General features: G+C 40.0%; 15 protein-coding genes and 1 riboswitch. Of the genes, 11 read left to right on the top strand and 4 right to left on the bottom strand.

Features of this window, described 5'->3' with window-relative positions; all coding sequences use genetic code 11:
- The gene (locus tag M992_RS02570; protein WP_053907199.1) at positions 1 to 2,442 is read left to right on the top strand and encodes a bifunctional aspartate kinase/homoserine dehydrogenase II; all 2,442 of its coding nucleotides are present in this window, start codon (positions 1 to 3) and stop codon (positions 2,440 to 2,442) included.
- A gap of 619 nt (positions 2,443 to 3,061) precedes the next feature.
- Positions 3,062 to 5,698 (top strand): phosphoenolpyruvate carboxylase, encoded by a 2,637-nt coding sequence (gene ppc / locus M992_RS02565; RefSeq protein WP_053907198.1) that lies wholly within the window; start codon positions 3,062 to 3,064, stop codon positions 5,696 to 5,698.
- A gap of 177 nt (positions 5,699 to 5,875) precedes the next feature.
- Here the strand turns inward: ppc and metF are convergent, their stop codons facing one another.
- Together metF and argE are read right to left on the bottom strand one after the other, a co-directional pair.
- Positions 5,876 to 6,763: a methylenetetrahydrofolate reductase gene (metF, locus tag M992_RS02560; RefSeq protein ID WP_053907197.1), complete on the bottom strand. Its 888-nt coding sequence runs from the start codon at positions 6,761 to 6,763 to the stop codon at positions 5,876 to 5,878.
- Between the two features lie 402 nt (positions 6,764 to 7,165).
- Entirely contained in the window at positions 7,166 to 8,326 is a 1,161-nt protein-coding gene (gene argE, locus M992_RS02555; protein ID WP_053907196.1) for an acetylornithine deacetylase, read from the bottom strand.
- Between the two features lie 104 nt (positions 8,327 to 8,430).
- Here argE and argC point away from each other — a divergent pair, with 104 nt between their 5' ends.
- The 5 genes from argC (at position 8,431) to oxyR (ending at position 15,080) form a co-directional block, all read left to right on the top strand.
- Positions 8,431 to 9,435, top strand: coding sequence for an N-acetyl-gamma-glutamyl-phosphate reductase (gene argC / locus M992_RS02550; RefSeq protein ID WP_053907195.1), 1,005 nt, complete (start codon positions 8,431 to 8,433; stop codon positions 9,433 to 9,435).
- A gap of 49 nt (positions 9,436 to 9,484) precedes the next feature.
- Entirely contained in the window at positions 9,485 to 10,261 is a 777-nt protein-coding gene (gene argB, locus M992_RS02545) for an acetylglutamate kinase (protein ID WP_053907194.1), read from the top strand.
- A 70-nt stretch (positions 10,262 to 10,331) separates the two neighbouring features.
- Positions 10,332 to 11,543, top strand: coding sequence for an argininosuccinate synthase (locus M992_RS02540; RefSeq protein WP_053907193.1), 1,212 nt, complete (start codon positions 10,332 to 10,334; stop codon positions 11,541 to 11,543).
- 125 nt (positions 11,544 to 11,668) lie between these two features.
- Entirely contained in the window at positions 11,669 to 13,048 is a 1,380-nt protein-coding gene (gene argH / locus M992_RS02535) for an argininosuccinate lyase (protein ID WP_053907192.1), read from the top strand.
- A 1,117-nt stretch (positions 13,049 to 14,165) separates the two neighbouring features.
- Positions 14,166 to 15,080 carry a DNA-binding transcriptional regulator OxyR gene (gene oxyR, locus M992_RS02530; protein ID WP_053907191.1) on the top strand — a complete coding sequence of 305 codons (915 nt, stop codon included), beginning with the start codon at positions 14,166 to 14,168 and terminating at the stop codon, positions 15,078 to 15,080.
- Between the two features lie 71 nt (positions 15,081 to 15,151).
- Here oxyR and sthA read toward each other — a convergent pair whose 3' ends face one another.
- Positions 15,152 to 16,549 carry a Si-specific NAD(P)(+) transhydrogenase gene (sthA, locus tag M992_RS02525; protein WP_053907190.1) on the bottom strand — a complete coding sequence of 466 codons (1,398 nt, stop codon included), beginning with the start codon at positions 16,547 to 16,549 and terminating at the stop codon, positions 15,152 to 15,154.
- Positions 16,550 to 16,794: 245 nt separating this feature from the next.
- Between sthA and fabR the strand changes: the two genes are divergently transcribed.
- Together fabR and M992_RS02515 are read left to right on the top strand one after the other, a co-directional pair.
- Positions 16,795 to 17,448, top strand: coding sequence for an HTH-type transcriptional repressor FabR (gene fabR / locus M992_RS02520; RefSeq protein ID WP_053907189.1), 654 nt, complete (start codon positions 16,795 to 16,797; stop codon positions 17,446 to 17,448).
- Between the two features lie 9 nt (positions 17,449 to 17,457).
- Positions 17,458 to 17,844, top strand: coding sequence for a YijD family membrane protein (locus tag M992_RS02515; protein ID WP_053907188.1), 387 nt, complete (start codon positions 17,458 to 17,460; stop codon positions 17,842 to 17,844).
- A gap of 107 nt (positions 17,845 to 17,951) precedes the next feature.
- Here the strand turns inward: M992_RS02515 and trmA are convergent, their stop codons facing one another.
- Entirely contained in the window at positions 17,952 to 19,061 is a 1,110-nt protein-coding gene (trmA, locus tag M992_RS02510) for a tRNA (uridine(54)-C5)-methyltransferase TrmA (RefSeq protein WP_053907187.1), read from the bottom strand.
- Positions 19,062 to 19,176: 115 nt separating this feature from the next.
- A riboswitch (cobalamin riboswitch) is annotated at positions 19,177 to 19,387 on the top strand.
- 76 nt (positions 19,388 to 19,463) lie between these two features.
- Between trmA and btuB the strand changes: the two genes are divergently transcribed.
- On the top strand, positions 19,464 to 21,314 hold the full coding sequence (gene btuB, locus M992_RS02505) for a TonB-dependent vitamin B12 receptor BtuB (protein WP_053907286.1): 1,851 nt from the start codon (positions 19,464 to 19,466) through the stop codon (positions 21,312 to 21,314).
- Entirely contained in the window at positions 21,259 to 22,152 is an 894-nt protein-coding gene (gene murI / locus M992_RS02500) for a glutamate racemase (protein WP_053907186.1), read from the top strand. The genes btuB and murI overlap by 56 nt, the downstream gene beginning before the upstream one ends.
- Positions 22,153 to 22,193: the final 41 nt, after the last annotated feature.

Genomic DNA, 22,193 nt, shown 5'->3' with positions numbered 1-22,193 from the left:
ATGAGCACACTGACAGTAGTCGAGGCGGGGCAGCATAACCGCCAGTTACACAAATTTGGTGGCAGTAGCCTAGCCGATGCTAAATGTTATCAGCGGGTAGTGAAAATTATGGCTGATTATAGTCAACCCGATGATTTAATGGTGGTATCAGCAGCGGGTAGCACAACAAATCAGTTAATTAATTGGTTTAAAACTAGCCAGAGTGATCGTATATCGGCTCATCAAATCCAACAAACATTACGCCGTTATCAACAAGATTTAATAGCTCATTTATTGACTAAGGCAACAGCGGATAGATTGAATCAGCAACTGGTGGCAGATTTAGAGCGCTTAAGCCAACTTTTAGATCAGCCCGTGAATGAGGCTACTTATGCTGAAGTTGTCGGACACGGTGAAATTTGGTCTGCTCGATTAATGTCGGCAGTATTAGCCGAGTCGGGTATGGCAAGTGTATGGCTGGATGCTCGGCAGTTTTTACGCGCCGAGCGAGCAGCGCAACCACAAGTTGATGAAACACTCTCGCGTCCTCTTTTACAGCAGCTGCTAGCACAGCATCCTAATCAACGTTTAGTTGTTACGGGATTTATCTCACAGAATCAAGCGGGTGAAACTGTATTACTCGGCCGTAATGGTAGTGATTACTCGGCAACACAAGTGGGTGCATTAGCAAATGTCAGTAAAGTGACTATTTGGAGTGATGTTGCGGGGGTATATAGTGCCGATCCGCGAAAAGTAAAAGATGCGTGCTTATTGCCATTATTACGCCTTGATGAAGCCAGTGAGTTAGCGCGTTTGGCCGCACCGGTATTGCATACCCGCACCTTACAACCAGTTTCTATCAGCAATATTGATTTGCAATTACGTTGCAGTTATCAGCCCGAGCAAGGGTCAACTAAAATTGAGCGTGTATTAGCCTCGGGAAGTGGCGCTAAAATTGTAACCAGTCACGATGATGTATGCTTAATTGAATTGCGTGTTGCACAAGGGCGTGATTTTCAAAAAATTTATAAAGATGTCGATCAATTATTAAAGCGAGTGCAACTTCGCCCATTAGCCAGTGGTATCCACCAAGATCGGCATATATTGCAGTTATGTTATACCTCTGAAGTCGCTGAAAGTGCATTAAATATTCTTGAAGAAGCCACGCTACCCGGCAAACTTTCGTTACGCGAAGGTTTTTCTTTGGTGGCATTAGTCGGGGCGGGGGTTGGTAAAAATGCCTTACATAGCCATCGTTTTTATCAGCAATTAAAAGACCAGCCGATTGAATATATTTGGCATTCTGAAGATGGTATTAGTTTAGCTGCGGTTCTGAGGACCAATCAGACTGAGCATATTATTCAAGGATTACATCAGAGTATATTCCGAGCGGAGAAGCGGGTTGGCTTAGTGCTCTTTGGTAAAGGCAATATAGGTGCTCGTTGGCTCGAGTTATTTGCGACGGAACAAAAACCATTATCTGCTCGCAGTGATTTTGAATTTATATTGGCTGGCGTGGTTGATAGCAAACGTAGTTTATTGAATTATCAAGGTATTGATCCCAGTCGCGCCTTGGCTTTTTTCGATGATGAAGCTGTAGAGCAGCAAGATGATGATCTATTTTTGTGGATGCGAGCCCATCCTTATGATGATTTAGTGGTGCTAGATGTTACCGCGAGCGAACAGCTGGCCGAGAGCTATGTGGATTTTGCTAGCTACGGTTTTCATGTCATTAGTGCCAATAAAATTGCTGGCGCTTCTGAGACACCACGCTATCGTTTAATTCGTGATGCTTTTACCAAAACGAATAGCCACTGGTTATACAATGCGACAGTAGGAGCAGGTTTACCGATTAACTATGCGGTACGTGATTTAAAAGAAAGCGGCGATAATATATTGTCGATCAGTGGTATTTTTTCTGGCACCTTATCTTGGCTATTTTTACAATTTGACGGCAGCGTACCGTTTAGTGAATTAGTTGAACAAGCATGGCAGCAAGGATTAACTGAGCCGGATCCGCGCATTGATTTATCGGGCCAAGACGTAATGCGCAAATTAATTATTCTGGCGCGAGAAGCAGGATATGATATTGAGCCAAAAGATGTGCGTGTGGAATCGTTAGTTCCAATGGAGGCGGCAACCGGTTCTCTTGATGCCTTTTTTGAAAACAGTGCGGTGATTAATGAGCAAATGATCCAACGATTAGAAGCAGCTCAAGAGATGGATATGGTCTTACGTTATGTTGCTCGTTTTGATGCGGTAAAAGGTAAAGCCCGAGTTGGCGTAGAGGCAGTAAAACCTAATCATGCACTTGCCTCTCTGCTACCGGGGGATAATGTTTTCGCGATTGAGAGCCGTTGGTATCGAGATAACCCACTGGTAATCCGTGGCCCGGGGGCTGGTAGAGATGTAACGGCAGGGGCGATTCAGTCGGATTTAAATCGATTATCTCAGTTACTTTAATAGTCAATTACCGGTTAGTGATGATTTTCAAAGTGAATTTTTATTTATTATAGTTTGATATAGTTCGATATAAATAGGCTGCTATTAAGTGGCCTATTTTTTATGTCATAGATTCTGATTTTAGCTTTAGCTCTTTAGGCGAACAGTACTCGTTATAGTTATTTGGAACTGGCTATTTAAACTAATTAATAACACGAATTATTTGAATTTTAATTTCATTCATAGGTTATTTGGATAAAACTAAAATAATTCAAATTAATTGTATGGAAAAATACCCAGAGGTTAGAAATTTTTCTGCTACGCCAGTATTAAATAAGAAATATTTAACATAAATAATAGCTGAATCGACGCTATATTCGGCTAAATTGCGCTAGAGCAATGCAGTTAATAAGAAAAACTAATAATAATAGCAATGTAATTAAATTTTAGAAAATTTCCCCAAAAAGATTATTTTCTGTTATGAATATACAGCTAAGGGTAAAGATAGTGCGGGTTATATCCGTCATAGTTTAAGTTACTGCGGCCATATGATCGTCAATCGGCAAAGAACGAATAAGACGATAACTTGGAGTATGACGGGATAAATACATTCTGCCAGATAGATAAGGTCAGGAGTCCAATGAATCAGCAATATTCTGCAATGCGAACCAATGTCAGTATGCTCGGTAAGTTACTGGGAGACACCATCAAAGACGCTTTAGGGGAAGAAATTCTCGATAAAGTTGAAACTATTCGTAAACTTTCTAAATCATCCCGTGCAGGGAATGAAGACGATCGCCAACAGCTACTTGATACGCTACAAAATCTATCAAATGATGAGTTATTGCCGGTTGCTCGGGCATTTAACCAATTTTTAAATTTGACCAATGTCGCTGAGCAATATCACAGCATTTCTCCACACGGAGAAGCTGCGAGTAATCCTGTTGCGCTGAAGAATTTATTTGATCGCTTAAAAGCGAAAAATTTTAGCGATGGTGATATTCATAAAGCGGTTGATGAATTATCAATTGAGTTAGTTTTAACCGCTCACCCAACCGAAATTGCACGCCGAACCCTGATCCATAAGCTGGTGGAAGTTAATACCTGTTTATCTCAGTTAGATCATGATGATTTAGCCGATTATGAACGCAACAATATTATGCGTCGTTTGCGCCAACTAGTGGCTCAATCATGGCATACCGATGAAATCCGCAAGCAGCGCCCTACGCCGATTGATGAAGCAAAATGGGGGTTTGCTGTAGTTGAAAATTCATTGTGGGAAGGCGTTCCTGCATTTTTGCGTGAATTTAATGAACAATTAGAAGAAACTATTGGCACCTCATTGCCGGTTGATTCTAATTTGATCCGCTTTACCTCATGGATGGGGGGCGATCGCGATGGTAATCCAAATGTTACTGCTGACATTACCCGCCATGCGCTATTGTTAAGCCGTTGGAAAGCCGCTGATTTGTTCTTAAAAGATATTCAGATTTTAGTTTCTGAATTATCCATGACTGAAGCGACTCCAGAGTTACAAGCACTGGCAGGTGGTGATGAGGTTGTTGAGCCGTACCGCCAGATTGCTAAAAATTTACGCAGCCAATTATTTTCAACCTTAGAATATCTTGAACGCCGTATCAAAGGTGAAAAAGTGTTACCGCCGGCTGATTTGCTGCTGGATAACGCACAATTATGGGAGCCGCTTTATGCGTGCTATCAATCTTTAATTGCATGTGGCATGAAAATTATCGCCAATGGCCAGTTACTCGATACGCTGCGTCGCATTCGTTGTTTCGGCTTGCAATTAGTCCGTATTGATGTGCGTCAGGAAAGTACTTGCCATACCGAAGCTATTGCTGAACTCACTCAATATTTAGGATTAGGCGACTATCAAGCGTGGTCCGAAGATGAGAAACAAGCGTTCTTATTAACTGAATTACAATCTCGTCGCCCATTAACACCTCGTGATTGGCAGCCAAGCGATCAAACTCGTGAAGTCTTTGATACTTGCCGGGTTATTGCTGAATCGCCGGCAGATTCAGTCGCGGCTTATGTTATTTCTATGGCGAAAGTTCCTTCCGATGTTTTAGCGGTAAAATTATTATTAAAAGAAGCCGGTTGTTCGCTTAAATTACCTGTAGCGCCATTGTTTGAGACGCTGGATGATTTGAATAATGCTGAAAGCGTGATGCAAAAACTTCTGAATATTCCTTGGTACCGTGATTTAATTGATGATCACCAAATGGTGATGATTGGTTATTCGGACTCGGCGAAAGATGCAGGCGTTATGGCTGCTTCATGGGCGCAATACGATGCCCAAGATGCGCTGATTAAGCTCTGTGAAAAAGAAGGTGTTAAACTAACCTTATTCCACGGCCGCGGGGGAACCATTGGTCGAGGTGGTGCACCTGCGCATTCCGCCTTATTATCTCAGCCACCGGGAAGTCTAAAAGGTGGATTGCGTGTGACCGAACAAGGCGAAATGATCCGCTTTAAATTTGGTTTACCACAAGTCACGATTAGCAGCTTAGCCTTATATGCCAGTGCTATTCTTGAGGCCAATCTACTGCCACCACCAGAGCCAAAAGCTGAATGGAAAGAAGTGATGAATTCACTGTCGGCGGTTTCTTGTGATATGTATCGTGATTATGTGCGTGAACAACCCGATTTTGTACCTTATTTCCGTGCGGCAACGCCAGAATTAGAATTGGGTAAATTACCTTTAGGCTCGCGCCCAGCCAAACGTCGTCCGACGGGAGGGGTTGAAACTCTGCGAGCGATCCCTTGGATTTTTGCTTGGACGCAAAATCGACTGATGTTGCCTGCATGGTTAGGAGCGGGTGCTGCGCTGAAACACGAAATTGAAGCCGGTAAACAGTCGATACTCGATGAGATGTGGCATCAATGGCCATTCTTTAAAACTCGAATTGCGATGTTGGAAATGGTTTTTGCCAAAGCCGATTTATGGTTAGCGGAATATTATGATCATCGATTGGTTGAAAAACGTTTATGGCCATTAGGGCAGAAACTGCGTAATCAATTATCGGAAGATATTAAAAGTGTGTTGGCGGTTTCTAAAGATGAACAATTGATGGCAGATTTGCCATGGATTGCGGAATCTATCGCTTTACGTAATGTTTATACCGATCCATTGAACGTATTACAGGCTGAGTTACTTCAACGTTCTCGCCAGCAAGAAGGTGCAGATCCACGAGTTGAACAAGCGCTGATGATTACTATTGCTGGTGTCGCTGCGGGGATGCGTAATACCGGCTAATCGCTGTGCCTATATAATATTGAAGATAATCAATAATATTAAAGAGATATTTATTGGGATCCAAAAAGGCTGTCTGCAATTAAGTCGACAGCCTTTTTTATATACTGAAATTGTTGATATTATTTATGTGGCTATTATTTAGTTTATATCGCTATTTATCGCCACATATATTTTGCGTTATTCGGGCCGCACACCAAGCGTATGGCAAATCGCATAAGTAAGCTCGGAGCGATTCAAAGTATAAAAGTGGAAATCTTTTACCCCTTCTCGGCTCAATATTTTAACCATATCCATAGCAATAGAAGCACCGACTAAATTGCGGCTTTCTGGGTCATTATCCAATCCTTCGTACATTTTACGCATCCAGGTTGGAATTCTCACATTGGTAATTTTAGAAAACTTATCTAATTGTTTGAAGTTGGAGACCGGTAATATGCCGGGCACAATTTCAACATCGATACCGGTTGAAACACAGCGATCGCGGAAACGTAAATAGCTTTCGACATCAAAAAAGAACTGAGTGATTGCGCGATTTGCTCCCGCATCAATTTTCTTTTTCAGATTAATCAGATCGGCCTGCGCACTTTTAGCTTCAGGATGTACTTCGGGGTAGGCGGCGACAGAAATATCAAAATCTGCTTCAGATTTTAATAATTCCACCAGATTTGCAGCATACAGATTAGGTCGTTGACTGTTATCTGGTAGATCGCCGCGCAAGGCGACGATATGACGTATGCCATTTTTCCAGTAATCTCGCGCTATTTCACGTAATTCATCTTGTGACGCATCAATACAGGTTAAATGCGGCGCCGCTATTAAACCGGTGCGATCTTTAATATCTTTAATGATACTGTGTGTTCTATCGCGTTCACCCGAATTAGCCCCGTAAGTGACAGAAACAAATTTTGGTTTTAGTGTTTTGAGGCGATCAATGGATTTCCATAAAGTGAGTTCCATCTCTTCGGTACGAGGTGGGAAAAATTCAAAGGAAACATTAATTTGGCCATCAAGCTCTGCCAGACTTTGGTTCAGCGCTTCTCGCTGATTTGCGTGAAAAAAACTCATACCCTGTATCCTCTGTATCTTTATGGCATTTCATCACCCGTCATATTTCAAGTTGTAGGCTTAGTGATTTATTTTTTGCTTACAATTCAAATTATTTAGAGTTCGTATTGATATTTTTGCTTCTCTTATCATGAGGCTATTTGTTCATTTATTTTTATCCGTGTAAACGCCTATACGTTTAGACGTCTAGATAGAGATTACCTGATATTATTTTTGAGTCAATACTTAACACAAATAACGCGCTGAGAGTTTTTCAATATCAACAAGAAAAAAATTCATCTAGCCAATAGACTTTAAGATACACACAAGATAGATGATAAGAGCAAAGAATAAGTGCAGAGGATAGGGAAATACAGGGATGAGGCCAGCCAATACAAAGCTGACCTCACACAGATGTAGCATTTACGCGGATTCTGTCAGGCAAAAATGTTCGATTAGCTGGGTCATTAATTGACGAGTTGGCTCGATAAATTTCATATCGATAAATTCATCGGGCTGATGAGCTTGCTCAATAGAACCGGGACCAAGAACTAATGTCGGGCATAATTGTTGAATAAATGGCGCTTCAGTACAGTAATTGACGCTATCGGCTTTTTGCCCTAGCAGTGTTTCAATCACTGCTACTTTTTTATGGTTTGTTGGGCACTCATACCCTGGAATAGGTGGATGCATAGCTTCAATTTCTAATCGACCTGGCCAGCGCTGTTTCACGGGCTCAAGGGCTTCATTTAATAACTCGTCAATATCCTGCAAAGTTAATCCCGGCAACGGTCGAATATCCATATGTAGTTCACAACAGCCACAAATCCGATTTGCCGCATCGCCGCCATTAATGTGACCAAAATTCATGGTCGGGTAAGGAATAACAAACGCAGGATTGTTATAACGTTCTTTCAGTGTATTACGTAGGGTCATTAAGTGACTGATAGATTCATGCATTAATTCAATCGCATTGACTCCCCGAGCGGGATCGCTGGAGTGTCCAGATTGTCCAGTAATTCGGATTGCATTAGACAGATGTCCTTTATGCGCGCGAATGGGTTGTAACGATGTAGGTTCGCCAATAATCGCGAAGTCCGGGCGTAATGTGGTATTTGCCGCAAAATAGCGCGCTCCGGCCATGGACGTTTCTTCGTCAGCGGTTGCGAGAATATACAGTGGGCTTTGTAATTTCTGTATATCTATATCTCTGAGTGCATCAATAATAAAGGCAAAAAAGCCTTTCATATCCGCCGTACCTAATCCATATAACTTGCCATTCTGTTCGGTCAGGGTAAAGGGATCTTTGCTCCAGCGTCCATCATCAAAAGGAACGGTATCAGTATGGCCACATAGCAGTAAACCTCCTGAACCTTCTCCTATTGAGGCTAATAGATTGTATTTATCTCGAGTGTCGGGAACTGGTTGGATATTGACGTTAAAACCGAGATCTTTGAGCCATGATCCCAGCAGTTCGACTAAGACTTTATTACTTTGATCGAGTTTAGCGTCAGTAGCACTAATTGACGGCGTGGCAATTAATTGACGATAAAGCTCAATAAATGCAGGTAATTTAATATTCACTGTTGACAGCCTTTATCCTTAATAGTATCAATATTCATGCACTTTATTTGAATAAAAATACACATTAAACTGTTTGGGTACTGAGTACAAGGTAAAGAAAGCTTATGTTGAACACTCTAATTATTGGTGCCAGTGGTTATACCGGAGCAGAATTAGCTGCATATCTGCAACGTCACCCTGAGATAAAACTGCAGGGATTAATGGTCTCAGCACAAAGTACTGATGCAGGTAAATCGCTGTCAGATCTCTATCCGCAGTATAAAGGCGTTATCGACATGTCTTTACAGCCATTGACTGATGTCAGTGAGGCTGCAAAAGGTATCGATATCGTCTTTTTGGCGACAGCACATGAGGTGAGCCATGATATTGCCCCACAATTTTTAGCAGCAGGCTGTGTAGTTTTTGATCTCTCAGGTGCTTATCGTGTTCAAGATGCTAATTTTTATCCAAAATACTACGGATTCGAACATAAAAACAACCATTGGTTAATGAATGCAGTTTATGGACTAGCCGAATGGCAGGCAGACAAAATTAAACAGGCTCAATTAATCGCGGTACCAGGTTGCTATCCAACGGTTTCTCAATTGGCGTTAAAGCCTTTATTGGTTAAGAAATTATTAGATAACAGTATGCCGCCTGTGATTAATGCGACGAGCGGAGTTTCTGGTGCGGGGCGTAAAGCTTCAATGACTAACAGCTTTTGCGAAGTTAGCTTACAGCCGTACGGAATTTTTACTCATCGCCATCAGCCGGAGATTGCGGCTCATCTTGGCACTGATGTTATCTTCACGCCACATTTAGGCAATTTTGCGCGGGGTATTCTGGCAACGATTACCTGCAAAGTTAAGTCGGGGGTTTCCGCTGAGCAGATTAAAGCCGCATATCAGTCGGCTTATCACAACAAGCCCTTAGTGCGGTTATACGAGCAGGGAGTACCCGCGTTGAAATCTGTGGTTGGATTGCCTTTTTGCGATATTGGTTTTGTCTTGAATGGTGATTATCTGATTATTGTAGGCACAGAAGATAACTTATTGAAAGGTGCGGCCGCACAGGCTGTTCAGTGTATGAATATTCGTTTTGGCTTTAATGAAACTCAGTCATTACTTTAATTAACCCCCTTTGCCAGAAGCGTTATTAGTCAGATTAAGGATCAGTGCCATGGAACCATTAGTTATTAAGTTAGGTGGTGTTTTACTGGACAGCGAAGAAGCGCTGGAAAGATTATTTACGGCCTTACAAACCTATCGTCAATCGCATCAACGGCCGCTAGTTATCGTTCATGGTGGTGGTTGTCTAGTCGATGAATTAATGCAAAAACTGCAATTGCCAGTGATTAAAAAGCAGGGGTTACGCGTTACGCCAGCAGATCAGATTGACATTATTACCGGGGCTCTGGCTGGAACTGCGAATAAAACCTTATTGGCATGGGCGACTAAATACCAATTGCACGCAGTAGGTTTATCTTTAGGTGATGGACAAAGTGCAGTTGTTAATCAATTTAATGATGAGTTAGGGCATGTTGGTCATGCGCGTCCCGGTGATCCTAAACTACTTAATTTATTATTAACTGCGGATTATTTACCGATTATCAGTTCTATCGGGATCACGCTTGAAGGTCAATTAATGAATGTTAATGCAGATCAGGCGGCAACCGCGATAGCACAAGCATTAGGTGCAGATTTGGTCTTACTTTCTGATGTTAGTGGGATTTTAGATGGCAAAGGACAAAAGATTGCTGAAATGACAGCTAAGAAAGCAGAAATGCTGATTAAACAAGGCATTATAACTGATGGCATGATTGTGAAAGTTAATGCGGCATTAGACGCGGCAAAAATCTTACAGCGCCCAGTAGATATTGCGAGCTGGCGTCATGCAGAGCAATTACCTGCACTATTCAACGGCACGGCGATTGGTACCCGTATTCTGGCTGAATAATAGCTGAATACAACTCATATCGAAGTGTAATTAAATCATATATTCTAAAGAGTTAAGATAAGGTCATATTATGAAAAAAGGTATCAAAAAAATTGTTCTAGCATATTCTGGCGGCCTAGATACATCTGCAATCATTCCATGGTTAAAAGAAAACTATAACAACTGTGAAGTTGTGGCATTTGTAGCAAACGTCGGCCAAGACCCTGAAGAGCTGGTGGGTGTTGAGCAAAAAGCACTGCAATCGGGTGCATCTGAATGCCATATTGTTGATTTACGTGAAGAGTTTATTAAAGACTACGTTTATCCGGTGCTGAAAACAGGAGCGCTGTATGAAGGCAGCTATTTGCTAGGCACCTCTATGGCACGTCCTATTATCGCCAAAGCACAAGTTGAATTAGCATTGAAAGTCGGTGCAGATGCTTTGTCCCATGGGGCGACAGGTAAAGGTAATGACCAAGTGCGTTTTGAGAGCGCCTTCGCAGCATTAGCACCGCAACTGAAAGTAATTGCACCATGGCGTGAGTGGGATCTACGTTCAAGAGAAGCACTATTGGATTATCTAAAAGAACGTAATATACCAACCACAGCCTCGTTAGAAAAAATTTATAGCCGCGATGAAAACGCATGGCATATTTCGACAGAAGGTGGTGTTTTAGAAAGTACATGGAATGCAGCAAATAAAGATTGCTGGGTTTGGACTGTTGCACCAGAAGACGCACCAAATGAAGCTGAATATGTCACTGTTGGTGTGAAAAAAGGCGAAGTGGTTTCCGTGAATGGACAAGAATTATCACCATTACATTGTTTAGAAACTTTAAATCAATTAGGCGCCAAGCACGGTGTTGGGCGTATCGATATTGTTGAAAACCGGTTAGTCGGCATGAAATCCCGTGGTTGTTATGAAACGCCAGGGGGAACCATTATGATGGCTGCACTGCGTGGTATCGAGCAGCTAGTTCTGGATCGCGACTGCTTTAAATGGCGTGAACAGCTGGGATTAGAAATGTCTTATGTGGTTTATGACGGTCGTTGGTTTGCTCCATTGCGTAAATCAATTCAAGCTGCCGCAGAATCATTGGCTGAAGATGTCAGCGGTGAAGTTGTGCTGAAATTGTACAAAGGCCAAGTAACGGCGATTCAGAAAAAAGCTGACAGCAGCTTATATTCTGAAGAATTTGCGACTTTTGGTGAAGATGATGTTTATGATCATAGCCATGCAGGTGGTTTTATTCGTTTATATTCTTTGTCTTCACGTATCCGTGCGTTAAAAGAACAGAAATAGGTCAGAACAAAATAAGTTATTATTATCTCAATTTTTCTGGTTCGTTATCGCTATATTTTGGGTAGCGAACCAAAGAATTACAGAAATTAATTATTGTTAGATTATTAATCGAATAGGAAACAGTTATGGCACTTTGGGGCGGGCGTTTCAGTCAGGAAGCCGATCAACGGTTTAAACAGTTTAACGATTCATTACGTTTTGATTATCGTTTAGCCGAGCAGGATATTACCGGCTCTGTCGCGTGGTCAAAAGCGTTGGTGACCGTTGGAGTGCTTAACCAGAATGAACAACAACAATTAGAATGCGCGCTGAATGAATTACTGAAAGAAGTACAAGCAAACCCAAAGGCTATTTTGCAAAGTGATGCGGAAGATATCCACAGTTGGGTTGAAGGTAAATTAATTGAAAAAGTTGGCGATCTCGGGAAAAAACTGCATACCGGACGTAGCCGAAACGATCAGGTAGCTACCGATCTCAAATTATGGTGCAAAGACCAAACACTAGAATTATTACATGCCATTGAACTGCTACAACAGGCTTTAGTGATCACCGCTGAAGCTAATCAAGACGCGGTTATGCCCGGTTATACACATTTACAGCGAGCGCAGCCGGTTACGTTTGCGCACTGGTGTTTAGCGTATTGCGAAATGTTAGCGCGTGATGAAAGCCGACTAAAAGATACCTTAAAACGTTTAGATATCAGTCCATTAGGCTGTGGGGCTTTAGCGGGAACCGCATACGATATCGATCGTGAACAACTGGCCGGTTGGTTAGGTTTTTCTTCTGCCACGCGTAATAGTTTAGATACGGTCTCTGACCGCGACCATGTACTGGAATTGCTTTCTAATGCCAGCATTAGCATGATCCATTTATCGCGCTTTGCTGAAGATTTAATTTTCTTTAATAGTGGAGAAGCCGGTTTCGTTGAATTATCAGACCGTGTTACTTCAGGCTCATCATTAATGCCACAAAAGAAAAATCCAGACGCACTTGAGTTGATTCGTGGAAAATGTGGTCGTGTCCAAGGGGCATTGACTGGCATGATGATGACGCTAAAAGGATTACCGTTAGCCTATAACAAAGATATGCAAGAAGACAAAGAAGGCTTATTTGATGCTTTAGATACTTGGTTAGATTGCTTGCATATGGCGGCATTGGTGCTCGATGGTATTCAAATTAAACGTCCACGTTGTGAAGAAGCCGCTAAACAAGGTTATGCGAATGCCACTGAATTAGCGGATTATTTGGTCGCTAAAGGAATACCATTCCGCGAAGCTCACCATATTGTTGGCGAAGCAGTTGTTACTGCCATTACACAGATGAAAGCGTTGGAAGAATTATCACTGAGTGATTTGCAAAAATTCAGTTCAGTCATTCAATCCGACGTTTATGATATTTTATCATTACAATCGTGCTTAGATAAACGTTTAGCGAAAGGCGGTGTTTCTCAGCACCAAGTTTCCACCGCTATTATGGATGCAAAATTGCGTTTAAAAATGTCATAAAAATAATGAAAAATAAAAAGTAACCGAGTTTATATCATAATTCTTGGTTGCTTTTTTTTATATATATGAGGTATTTTAGTTTATGCTCCAGTTGCGGATTCAAATAGTTTTTTCTAATTAAAGAACTAAAGGTGTTATTTTAGTATTTATTTTTATTTTATCCGGTTTAATCTAATTCAATAATTCCATTAAAAGTATATATTTATATTATTAGAAATAAATCAACATAAAAAGTTTTTATAAAGACATATTTTTAATGGCTATAATAGTTACTAATTTTTGCTATTGATAGCTTACTGTTAATAGTGTCCTCTGTTGATCTTTATCAATCGATTTAAATCAGATATCTTCTTTATTATTAGTTGGTTGATAATATTTTATAAATTTAATGGATTGAAATTTAATTTATTAACTTTTCTTTTTTCATTTAATTAATTGAATTTATAATTATTATTTATATTTTCTTAATTAAAATAATATAAAGTATAGATAATTGCTTCGATAAAATCTCTTTATACTATGAATATATTTATATTTCCTACAGTATTTGTGAGAGTAGCAAAATAAGTGTTACTCTAATTAAGATATAGATAAATATTCTTTTTAAAAATTATATATCCTCCTTATTGTAAAAGCATAACTAAGTTAATAATTATTTATATGATTATTCCTTTTTATCTATTTTTATTACAGGAGTTTGTTCGTATAATTTTATTTCTAGATTGAAAATATGTAACATAAAATTTCAGAGTTATCTTTTTAGGATTTAGCTGATTTGTCTTTATGGTTAGGTAGTATTAAATAATAAATTATTGGATTATATAATAATGTTATTATTTTTTGAAAAAAACATAACAATAAATAGTTAAAAATGTTTCTTTATTGTTAATAAAATTTAATTTTAATATTATCTAGTGCTAATTAATTATCTTTATTCCTATCGAGTAATTTCTTTAGTTCATTTATTCATAAATTGATCCACAAAAAATATAAATAAAGTTAAATACTTTTAAATATTATTTGCTGACCCTAATAAGCAAAATTTATTTTGTTGATAGTTTCTAGCATGTTATTAATCTATAATGATTGGTAAATTCTATCGTCTTCTGAGGAATATATGAATATTCGTGATTTAGAGTATCTGGTTGCGCTTGCTGAGCATAAACATTTTCGTCGCGCTGCTGATTTTTGTCATGTTAGCCAACCTACATTAAGTGGACAAATCCGTAAATTAGAAGATGAACTGGGTGTTATGCTTCTTGAGCGTACCAGTCGAAAAGTATTATTTACTCAGCAAGGATTATTGCTTGTAGAGCAAGCAAGAACCGTGTTGAGAGAAGTCAAAGTGTTACAAGAAATGGCCTCTTTGCAAGGTGAAAGTATGTCAGGACCATTACATATCGGATTAATTCCGACTATTGGTCCATATTTATTACCGCATATAATTCCAGAATTACATAGTTTATACCCTAAATTAGAGATGTATTTGCATGAGGCTCAAACTCAACAACTGCTGGCGCAGTTAGACAGTGGTAAATTGGATTGTGCTATTTTAGCGCGAGTCAAAGAGACCGCTAACTTTATTGACGTTCCATTATTTAATGAGCCGATGAAATTGGCTGTTTATGAAAATCATCCGTGGTCTCATCGTCAAGATATTGGGTTTTCCGAATTAGTGGGTGAAAAATTATTGATGTTAGAAGATGGTCACTGTTTACGTGATCAAGCGCTGGGCTTTTGTTTTCAAGCGGGAGCAAAGGAAGATACACATTTTAGAGCAACCAGTCTTGAAACTCTGCGCAATATGGTTGCAGCGGGAAGTGGTATTACTTTATTACCCGATTTATCTGTACCAAATGAAACTCGTCGTGATGGTGTTTGCTATCTTAATTGTTCTGACCCCGAGCCACAGCGTACGGTTATTTTAGTTTATCGTCCAGGATCGCCATTACGTGGTCGTTATGAACAATTAGCAGAAGCTATTCGTAGTTTAATGCAGAATTATTATGAAGATAAAAAAATCTCTGCGTAATTTTATTGAGAAATAACAATGACGGGATCGTCGGATCAATTTATATGACTCCCGTCATCGATAAGATATATTCAAAACAATCGATTTAAACCATTGAGAGCGGCTACTCGATAAGCTTCTGCCATGGTTGGGTAATTGAAGGTAGTATTAACAAAATATTCAATCGTATTACCTTCACCTTTTTGTTCCATAATGGCTTGCCCAATATGAATAATTTCAGCGGCTCTTTCGCCAAAACAGTGAATACCCAAAATTTGAAGCGTATCTCGATGAAATAAGATTTTTAAACTGCCAATATTCATTCCTGCAATTTGAGCGCGAGCTAAATGTTTAAATTGTGCACGCCCTACTTCATAAGGGACTTTCATCGAAGTAAGTTGTTGTTCTGTTTTCCCCACTGAGCTAATTTCTGGAATGGTATAAATACCCGTAGGAATATCATCAACTAAATGAGGCCCATCAATTTCTGAATTCATAGCGCGAGCAGCGATTCTGCCCTGATCATATGCCGCTGAAGCTAAACTTGGATAACCAATAACATCACCTACCGCATAGATGTGTTCATTTGTAGTACGGTATAGATTATCGACTTTAATTAAGCCACGGCTATCGGCTTCTATTCCAACATTTGCTAAGCCCAGAGTATCAGTATTACCGGTTCGACCATTAGCATATAATAAGCAATCAGCTTTGACTTTCTTGCCTGATTTTAAATGGACGATGACACCATCATCAACGCCTTCTATTTTTTCATATTCTTCATTATGGCGAATAACTACCCCACTGTTCCAAAAATGATAAGACAGCGCATCGGACATTTCTTGATCAAGAAATGCCAGTAAATGATCTCGAGTATTAATTAGATCAACTTTTACACTTAAGCCACGGAATATAGAAGCATATTCACAGCCAATCACTCCGGCGCCGTAAATAATGACGTGGCGTGGTTCATGAGAAAGACTGAGGATAGTGTCACTATTATAAATACGCGAATGGGTAAAATCGACATCGGGGGGAGTATAAGGGCGCGAACCTGTCGCGATAACAATTTTTTCGGCGCTTAAAATATCACAACTACCATCGGCATAGCGCACACTGAGTCGATGTTCGTCAATAAAGGACGCTTCTCCAGAAAACATCGAACAGCCATTACGTTCATAAAAGCCTTGGCGCATACGGGTTTGTTGATTAATAACGCTTTCAGCGTGAAGAAGAATTTCTGCAAAGGAAGAACGAAGAATTCGTGAGTTATCGCTATAAAGTGGATTTTGATTAAATTCAATAATACGACTTACAGCATGACGGAGTGACTTAGAGGGAATGGTCCCCCAATGGGTACATCCTCCACCGACGCTATCATAACGCTCAATAACAGCGACATTCTTTCCTTGCTTAACGAGTCCCATGGCGGCACCTTCTCCGCCAGGACCAGAGCCAATTACGATGGCATCAAAATGGATATGTTGCATGAGATATGACCTGTTGGAAAACAAAATGACAACTGTATATTAACATTGGCGGATTAATTAGCCTAATAGGTAGCGGCATTTTTGCGACATGGACGAAAATAATGGAAAGGAAAATTATTAGTCATATTTAACGGTATGGCCTACATCTGTATGGATTTTATTTTTTGTCGTCCGAAGCAAATAACACGAAGATTGAAAAATTTGATATATTAATTGCTGTCCAATGAATAAATATTAGGATCACTGTGAGTAACGTTACTGGCGTAAGAGCAAAACAAAAAGAAAAAACTCGTCGCTCATTGATTGAAGCTGCTTTTAGTCAATTGAGTGCCGAAAGGAGCTTTACCAGCTTAAGCTTGCGTGAAGTTGCTCGTGAAGCAGGAATTGCACCAACTTCATTTTATCGCCATTTTAAAGATGTTGATGAACTCGGGCTTACAATGGTCGACGAAAGTGGTTTGATGTTGCGTCAATTAATGCGACAGGCTCGTCAGCGCATTGCCAAGGGCGGGAGTGTGATCCGTACATCAGTCTCAACTTTTATGGAGTTTATTGGTAATAACCCAAATGCCTTTAGGTTATTATTGCGTGAGCGTTCAGGCACTTCTGCGGAGTTTCGTGCTGCGGTAGCGCGAGAGATTCAGCATTTTATTGCTGAATTAGCAGATTACCTCGAATTAGAGAAACGGATGCCGCGTTATTTTACTGAAATGCAGGCTGAAGCAATGGTAACCATCGTTTTTAGTGCCGGTGCTGAAGCTCTGGATATTGATATAGAAAAAAGGCAACGACTCGAAGAACGTCTTGTATTACAGTTACGTATGATAGCTAAAGGTGCATATTACTGGTATAGGCGTGAACAAGACAAACATCATTCTTACCCCGGACCGACAAATTAAGGAGACCTCATGATGGAACACAATCGGCAAGAAAAAAGTACTTTATTGCTTGCCTTCGTGATAGGACTATCAACTCACGGTACTTTCTCTGTATTTTTTAATTCCTTTGTTTCTTTCTCCATTTTCCCTATTTTAACGTTGATACTTTCTATTTATTGTCTACATCAACGTTATTTGCATGCTCCAATGCCGGATGGATTACCGAAAATTGTGGTTGGCGTTTTCTTATTAGGCTTGTTCCTGTATGCCACTATTTTAAGAGCCGAGTTCAGTGAGATGGGTTCTAACTTTGTGCCTGCTACGTTCTCAGTAATTATTGCATTGTGGTTATGTCGTGCATGGATAGCACGGAAGCGTGAACAGCAAGAATTGCTAGCGGAATCAGAACAAGAATAATTTCGTCGTAAGATGATAATAACTTAATAGTAAGCTTGTTATCGGAACAAGGATGAAATAATAAAGGGCCCGTTGAGGGCCTTTATTTATCCAGTTAGCTCGAAATATTAGTCCGTAATTGCTTTACGCTCCAGTAATACGCCACATTCCATATGGTGGGTATAAGGGAATTGATCAAACAGTGCCAGTTTCTTAATATCATGAGTCTGGCTAAGCACTAATAAATTTTGACTTAACGTTTCTGGGTTACACGAGATATACAGAATTTTATTATAGCCCTGAACTAATTTTACCGTGTCATCATCTAGCCCACTGCGTGGGGGATCGACAAAAATAGTTTCACATTGATAACTTGAGAGATCAATGCCTTCTAAACGATGGAACTGTCGAGTTCCTTGCATCGCCTGAGTAAAGTCTTCCGCCGACATTCGGATAATTTGCACATTATCAATATTATTGGCTTCAATATTATATTGCGCCGCAGCTACCGACGGTTTAGCTATTTCAGTGGCTAAGACGCGCTGAAAATTTTGCGCTAATGCCAAAGAAAAATTCCCATTTCCGCAATAAAGCTCCAGTAAATCGCCTTTAGAATGTTGAGTTGCCGCAATTGCCCACTCTAACATTTGAATATTTACCTGGGCATTAGGCTGAGTGAAGCTATTTTCAACCTGACGATAAATCATTTTTTTACCGTTAATTAATAATTCTTCATCAACATAATCATGATCTAACATGATTTTGGTTTTCGATGCACGGCCAATAATCTGCACATCAAACCCTTGGGCTTCTAATGCTGCTTTAAGTTGCTTGGCGTCAGCTGTCCACTCATCATTCAGTTTCTTATGATAAAGCAGAGAAACAATCATCTTGTTGCTCAACGTAGATAAATAATCCACTTGAAATAACTTAAAGCGTAAAATTTGATTATCTTTTATTAAGGATAAAAGAGAATACATCATGTTATTAATCAACTGGCTGGCAACAGGAAAGTGATCAATCCGAATCCGTTGCTTGGTTTGTTGATCAAACATAATATGAAAAATATCATCATTTTCATGCCATAAACGGAATTCTGCGCGCATCCGATAATGCGATTCAGGCGAGCGATAAACATCAGGTTCCGGCGCATTGAAAGGGATCATCAACTGCTTCAGACGAGTTACTTTTTCTGCCAGTTGCAGTTCGTATTGTTCAGTTGGCAAAGCATTTTGCATATGTATGACCCCATTATTCACTAAAAATCAATTTTCTGACGCGAAATTGTAGGGAAAGCTGACAAGATGTCCAGTTTTCATTGTGTACGCATGGACATAATCGCACGTGCCTTTTAGGATATAGCCCGCTAATGGTCTCCGTAAGGAGTTAATAGGGAACCCAGTGTGAATCTGGGACTGACGCGCAGCGGTAATAGGAATTTGTATCTATTATATTGTTGAACTGTAGCAGTGTTGGCTATTTTTATGATCTTCCTACACTCAGCTTATATAAGAACAATTAATTTTCCTTGAGTCCGAATATCTGCCATTGAAAGTCGCCTTGCTGAATATTTGCGCGCATCTTATATTCCGCCTTGCGGCATCCTGATTTTAAAAATGATTACTCTGGATGCTTTAAAAATGAAAAATAAAAAATTGTTGCCACTGTCGGCAGCAGCTATTGCAGTATTTGGTGGTATTTCTTCTTTGGCATGGGCTAATAATGCGGATCAGATGGTGGTAACTGCCAATCGTTTCGAGCAGCCAATTTCTTCGGTATTAGCCCCCATCACTGTAGTGACTCGCGAGGATATCGACCATTGGCAGTCTAATACAGTGGTTGATGTATTAAGACGATTGCCGGGAGTGGACTTTTATCAAAGTGGGGGAAGAGGGCAATTAAGTTCGATCTACATTCGAGGGGCTAATTCAGGTCATGTTTTAGTTTTAGTTGATGGGATTAGACTTAATCAGGCGGGCATTAGTGGTTCTTCAGATATGAGCCAAATTCCAATCTCTCTTGTTCAGCGTATTGAATATATTCGTGGTGCGAGATCTGCGGTATATGGATCCGATGCGATAGGAGGGGTCATTAATATCATTACAGGGCGGACGGAGCCGGGGACAACATTAGGGGCGACCCTTGGAAGTTATAGTTATCAAAATTATAATGCCTCTACTCAACAACTTATTGGTAAAAAAACGAAAGTTACAGCTTCGGCCTCTTATGATTACACATCGGGCTATGATATTGAAGCCAGAGGTAATACAGGGAATACTCCTCAACCTGATCGCGATGGCTTTATGGCGAAATCCTTATGGTTAGGCATTGAGCATCAGTTTAATGATGAGTTTAATGGATTTGCCAGAGGCTATGGTTATGATAATAGAACTAAATATGATAGCTATTATGATAGCAACTATCCTGGACCCTTAGTTGATACACGAGAGCTTTCGAGCAGAACAATTGATACTGGCATGCAGTTTTCGCGAGGTATTTATTCAACACAACTGTTGGCAAGTTATAGCCACGTTAAGGATTATAATTTTGATCCTAGAATAGGACGCTATGATACAAGTGCCAGATTGAATGATTCTGAACAGTACAATCTACAATGGGGTAATAGTTTCCGTATTGAAGATGGTGGCATTAGTACTGGGATTGATTGGAATCGCCAATCGGTAGAGCCAGATACCAATGGTATGGTAAAAAAAGAAAATACTGATAATACGGGCTTATATTTAACAGGACAAAAACAGATTCAGGATATCACAATAGAGAGTGCTATCCGTGGCGATCATCATTCTGAATATGGTTGGCATACCACCTGGCAAGTAGGTGCCGGCTGGGAATTCATTGAAGGTTATAAATTAATAGGCTCTTATGCGACAGCTTATAAAGCACCGACATTAGATCAACTCTATGGAAAATGGGGAGCCAATGAAAATCTTAAGCCAGAAGAGAGCAAGCAATGGGAAGGTGGAGTTGAAGGAGTTACAGGTCTTCTTTATTGGAGCCTTACCGCATATCGCAATCAAATCACAAATTTAATTAATTACGATCCTGATTTTACTTATAGCAATATTAAGAAAGCCACAATCAAAGGGATTGAATGGACCGGTGATTTAGATACTTGGATTTTTCATCACCAATTAACGTATCAGTATATTGACCCTAGAGATGATGAAACCAATAAAGTGTTATTACGCCGTGCTAAACAACAAGTTAAATATCAATTAGATTGGAATATAGAAAAAGTCAACATGGGGCTGACTTATCAATATATAGGTTCGCGTTATGATACGGATTATCCTAGGACCATTAAACAAGGTGGCTTTAGTTTATGGGATGCAACTGCGGCATATCCAGTGACTGACCATCTGACAATTCGTGGTAGAATAGCCAACCTGTTAGATAAAGACTATGAGACTGCGTATGGCTATCGCACCCCTGGAAGAGAATTCTTCCTCACTGGAAGCTATAACTTCTGATAAAAATCCATTCAGCCGCCCAACAATTCTAGTATTTGACTCTGGTGTTGGGGGGCTTTCTGTCTACCGAGAGGTTAGGAAATTACTGCCTAACCTTCATTACATCTATGCATTCGATAATGAAGCTTTCCCTTATGGGGAAAAAACCGAATCCTTTATTATAGAAAGAGTGACTTCTATTGTTGAAGCTATTCAGAAAAAACATCCATTAACTCTGGCGATTATTGCTTGTAATACCGCGAGTACAATAAGCCTTCCTCCTTTACGTGCTAAGTTTAGCTTTCCTATTGTTGGAGCAGTACCAGCGATAAAACCTGCAAGTAAATTAACACGCAATGGGATTGTGGGCTTGCTTGCGACTAAAGGCACAGTGAATCGTTCTTATACTAAAGAGCTGATTAGCCGTTTTGCGGCAGACTGCAAAGTAGAATCCTTAGGGTCATCAGAACTCGTTGAACTGGCAGAAGATAAATTACATGGCATACCTATATCGCTACAGCGACTCTCCCAAGCGCTTAAACCCTGGTTACGCATGAAGGAGCCACCAGATACAGTTGTTCTGGGCTGCACCCACTTCCCCTTAATTCTTGATGAGCTTGCACAAGTACTACCTTCAGGAACGCGATTCATTGATTCTGGGGCGGCGATAGCCAGAAGAACTCAATGGCTGGTCAATAATCAACAAACAGCTTCTTTATTAATAGAACAACCCCTTATTGAATCTAAACAAGGGGCAGAAAATATCGCTTATTGTTTGAGGATTGATGAAGCGATCGCTAAATTGACCCCTGTATTAATTACTGAAGGGTTCGAAAAGCTCGAAAAACTAGCTATTTAAGTGCAATTTGATGAATAATAAAGCGAACAGTAAATTAATTC

Origin of the sequence: Moellerella wisconsensis ATCC 35017 (assembly GCF_001294465.1) — a bacterium.
Lineage (GTDB): Bacteria > Pseudomonadota > Gammaproteobacteria > Enterobacterales > Enterobacteriaceae > Moellerella > Moellerella wisconsensis.
Note: the sequence above shows the minus strand (reverse complement) of the source record. Positions and strands in the feature narration are given on the sequence as shown.

Coding starts and splice junctions, on each gene's coding strand:
- sthA (WP_053907190.1), bottom strand. CDS start 16,549: ATGCAACATATCCATTTTGATGCCATCGTAATTGGCTCTGGTCCTGGC.
- btuB (WP_053907286.1), top strand. CDS start 19,464: ATGAAAAATAAAAAATTGTTGCCACTGTCGGCAGCAGCTATTGCAGTA.
- argB (WP_053907194.1), top strand. CDS start 9,485: ATGGAACCATTAGTTATTAAGTTAGGTGGTGTTTTACTGGACAGCGAA.
- ppc (WP_053907198.1), top strand. CDS start 3,062: ATGAATCAGCAATATTCTGCAATGCGAACCAATGTCAGTATGCTCGGT.
- trmA (WP_053907187.1), bottom strand. CDS start 19,061: ATGCAAAATGCTTTGCCAACTGAACAATACGAACTGCAACTGGCAGAA.
- M992_RS02570 (WP_053907199.1), top strand. CDS start 1: ATGAGCACACTGACAGTAGTCGAGGCGGGGCAGCATAACCGCCAGTTA.
- argH (WP_053907192.1), top strand. CDS start 11,669: ATGGCACTTTGGGGCGGGCGTTTCAGTCAGGAAGCCGATCAACGGTTT.
- oxyR (WP_053907191.1), top strand. CDS start 14,166: ATGAATATTCGTGATTTAGAGTATCTGGTTGCGCTTGCTGAGCATAAA.
- metF (WP_053907197.1), bottom strand. CDS start 6,763: ATGAGTTTTTTTCACGCAAATCAGCGAGAAGCGCTGAACCAAAGTCTG.
- murI (WP_053907186.1), top strand. CDS start 21,259: ATGGCTATCGCACCCCTGGAAGAGAATTCTTCCTCACTGGAAGCTATA.
- M992_RS02515 (WP_053907188.1), top strand. CDS start 17,458: ATGATGGAACACAATCGGCAAGAAAAAAGTACTTTATTGCTTGCCTTC.
- M992_RS02540 (WP_053907193.1), top strand. CDS start 10,332: ATGAAAAAAGGTATCAAAAAAATTGTTCTAGCATATTCTGGCGGCCTA.
- argC (WP_053907195.1), top strand. CDS start 8,431: ATGTTGAACACTCTAATTATTGGTGCCAGTGGTTATACCGGAGCAGAA.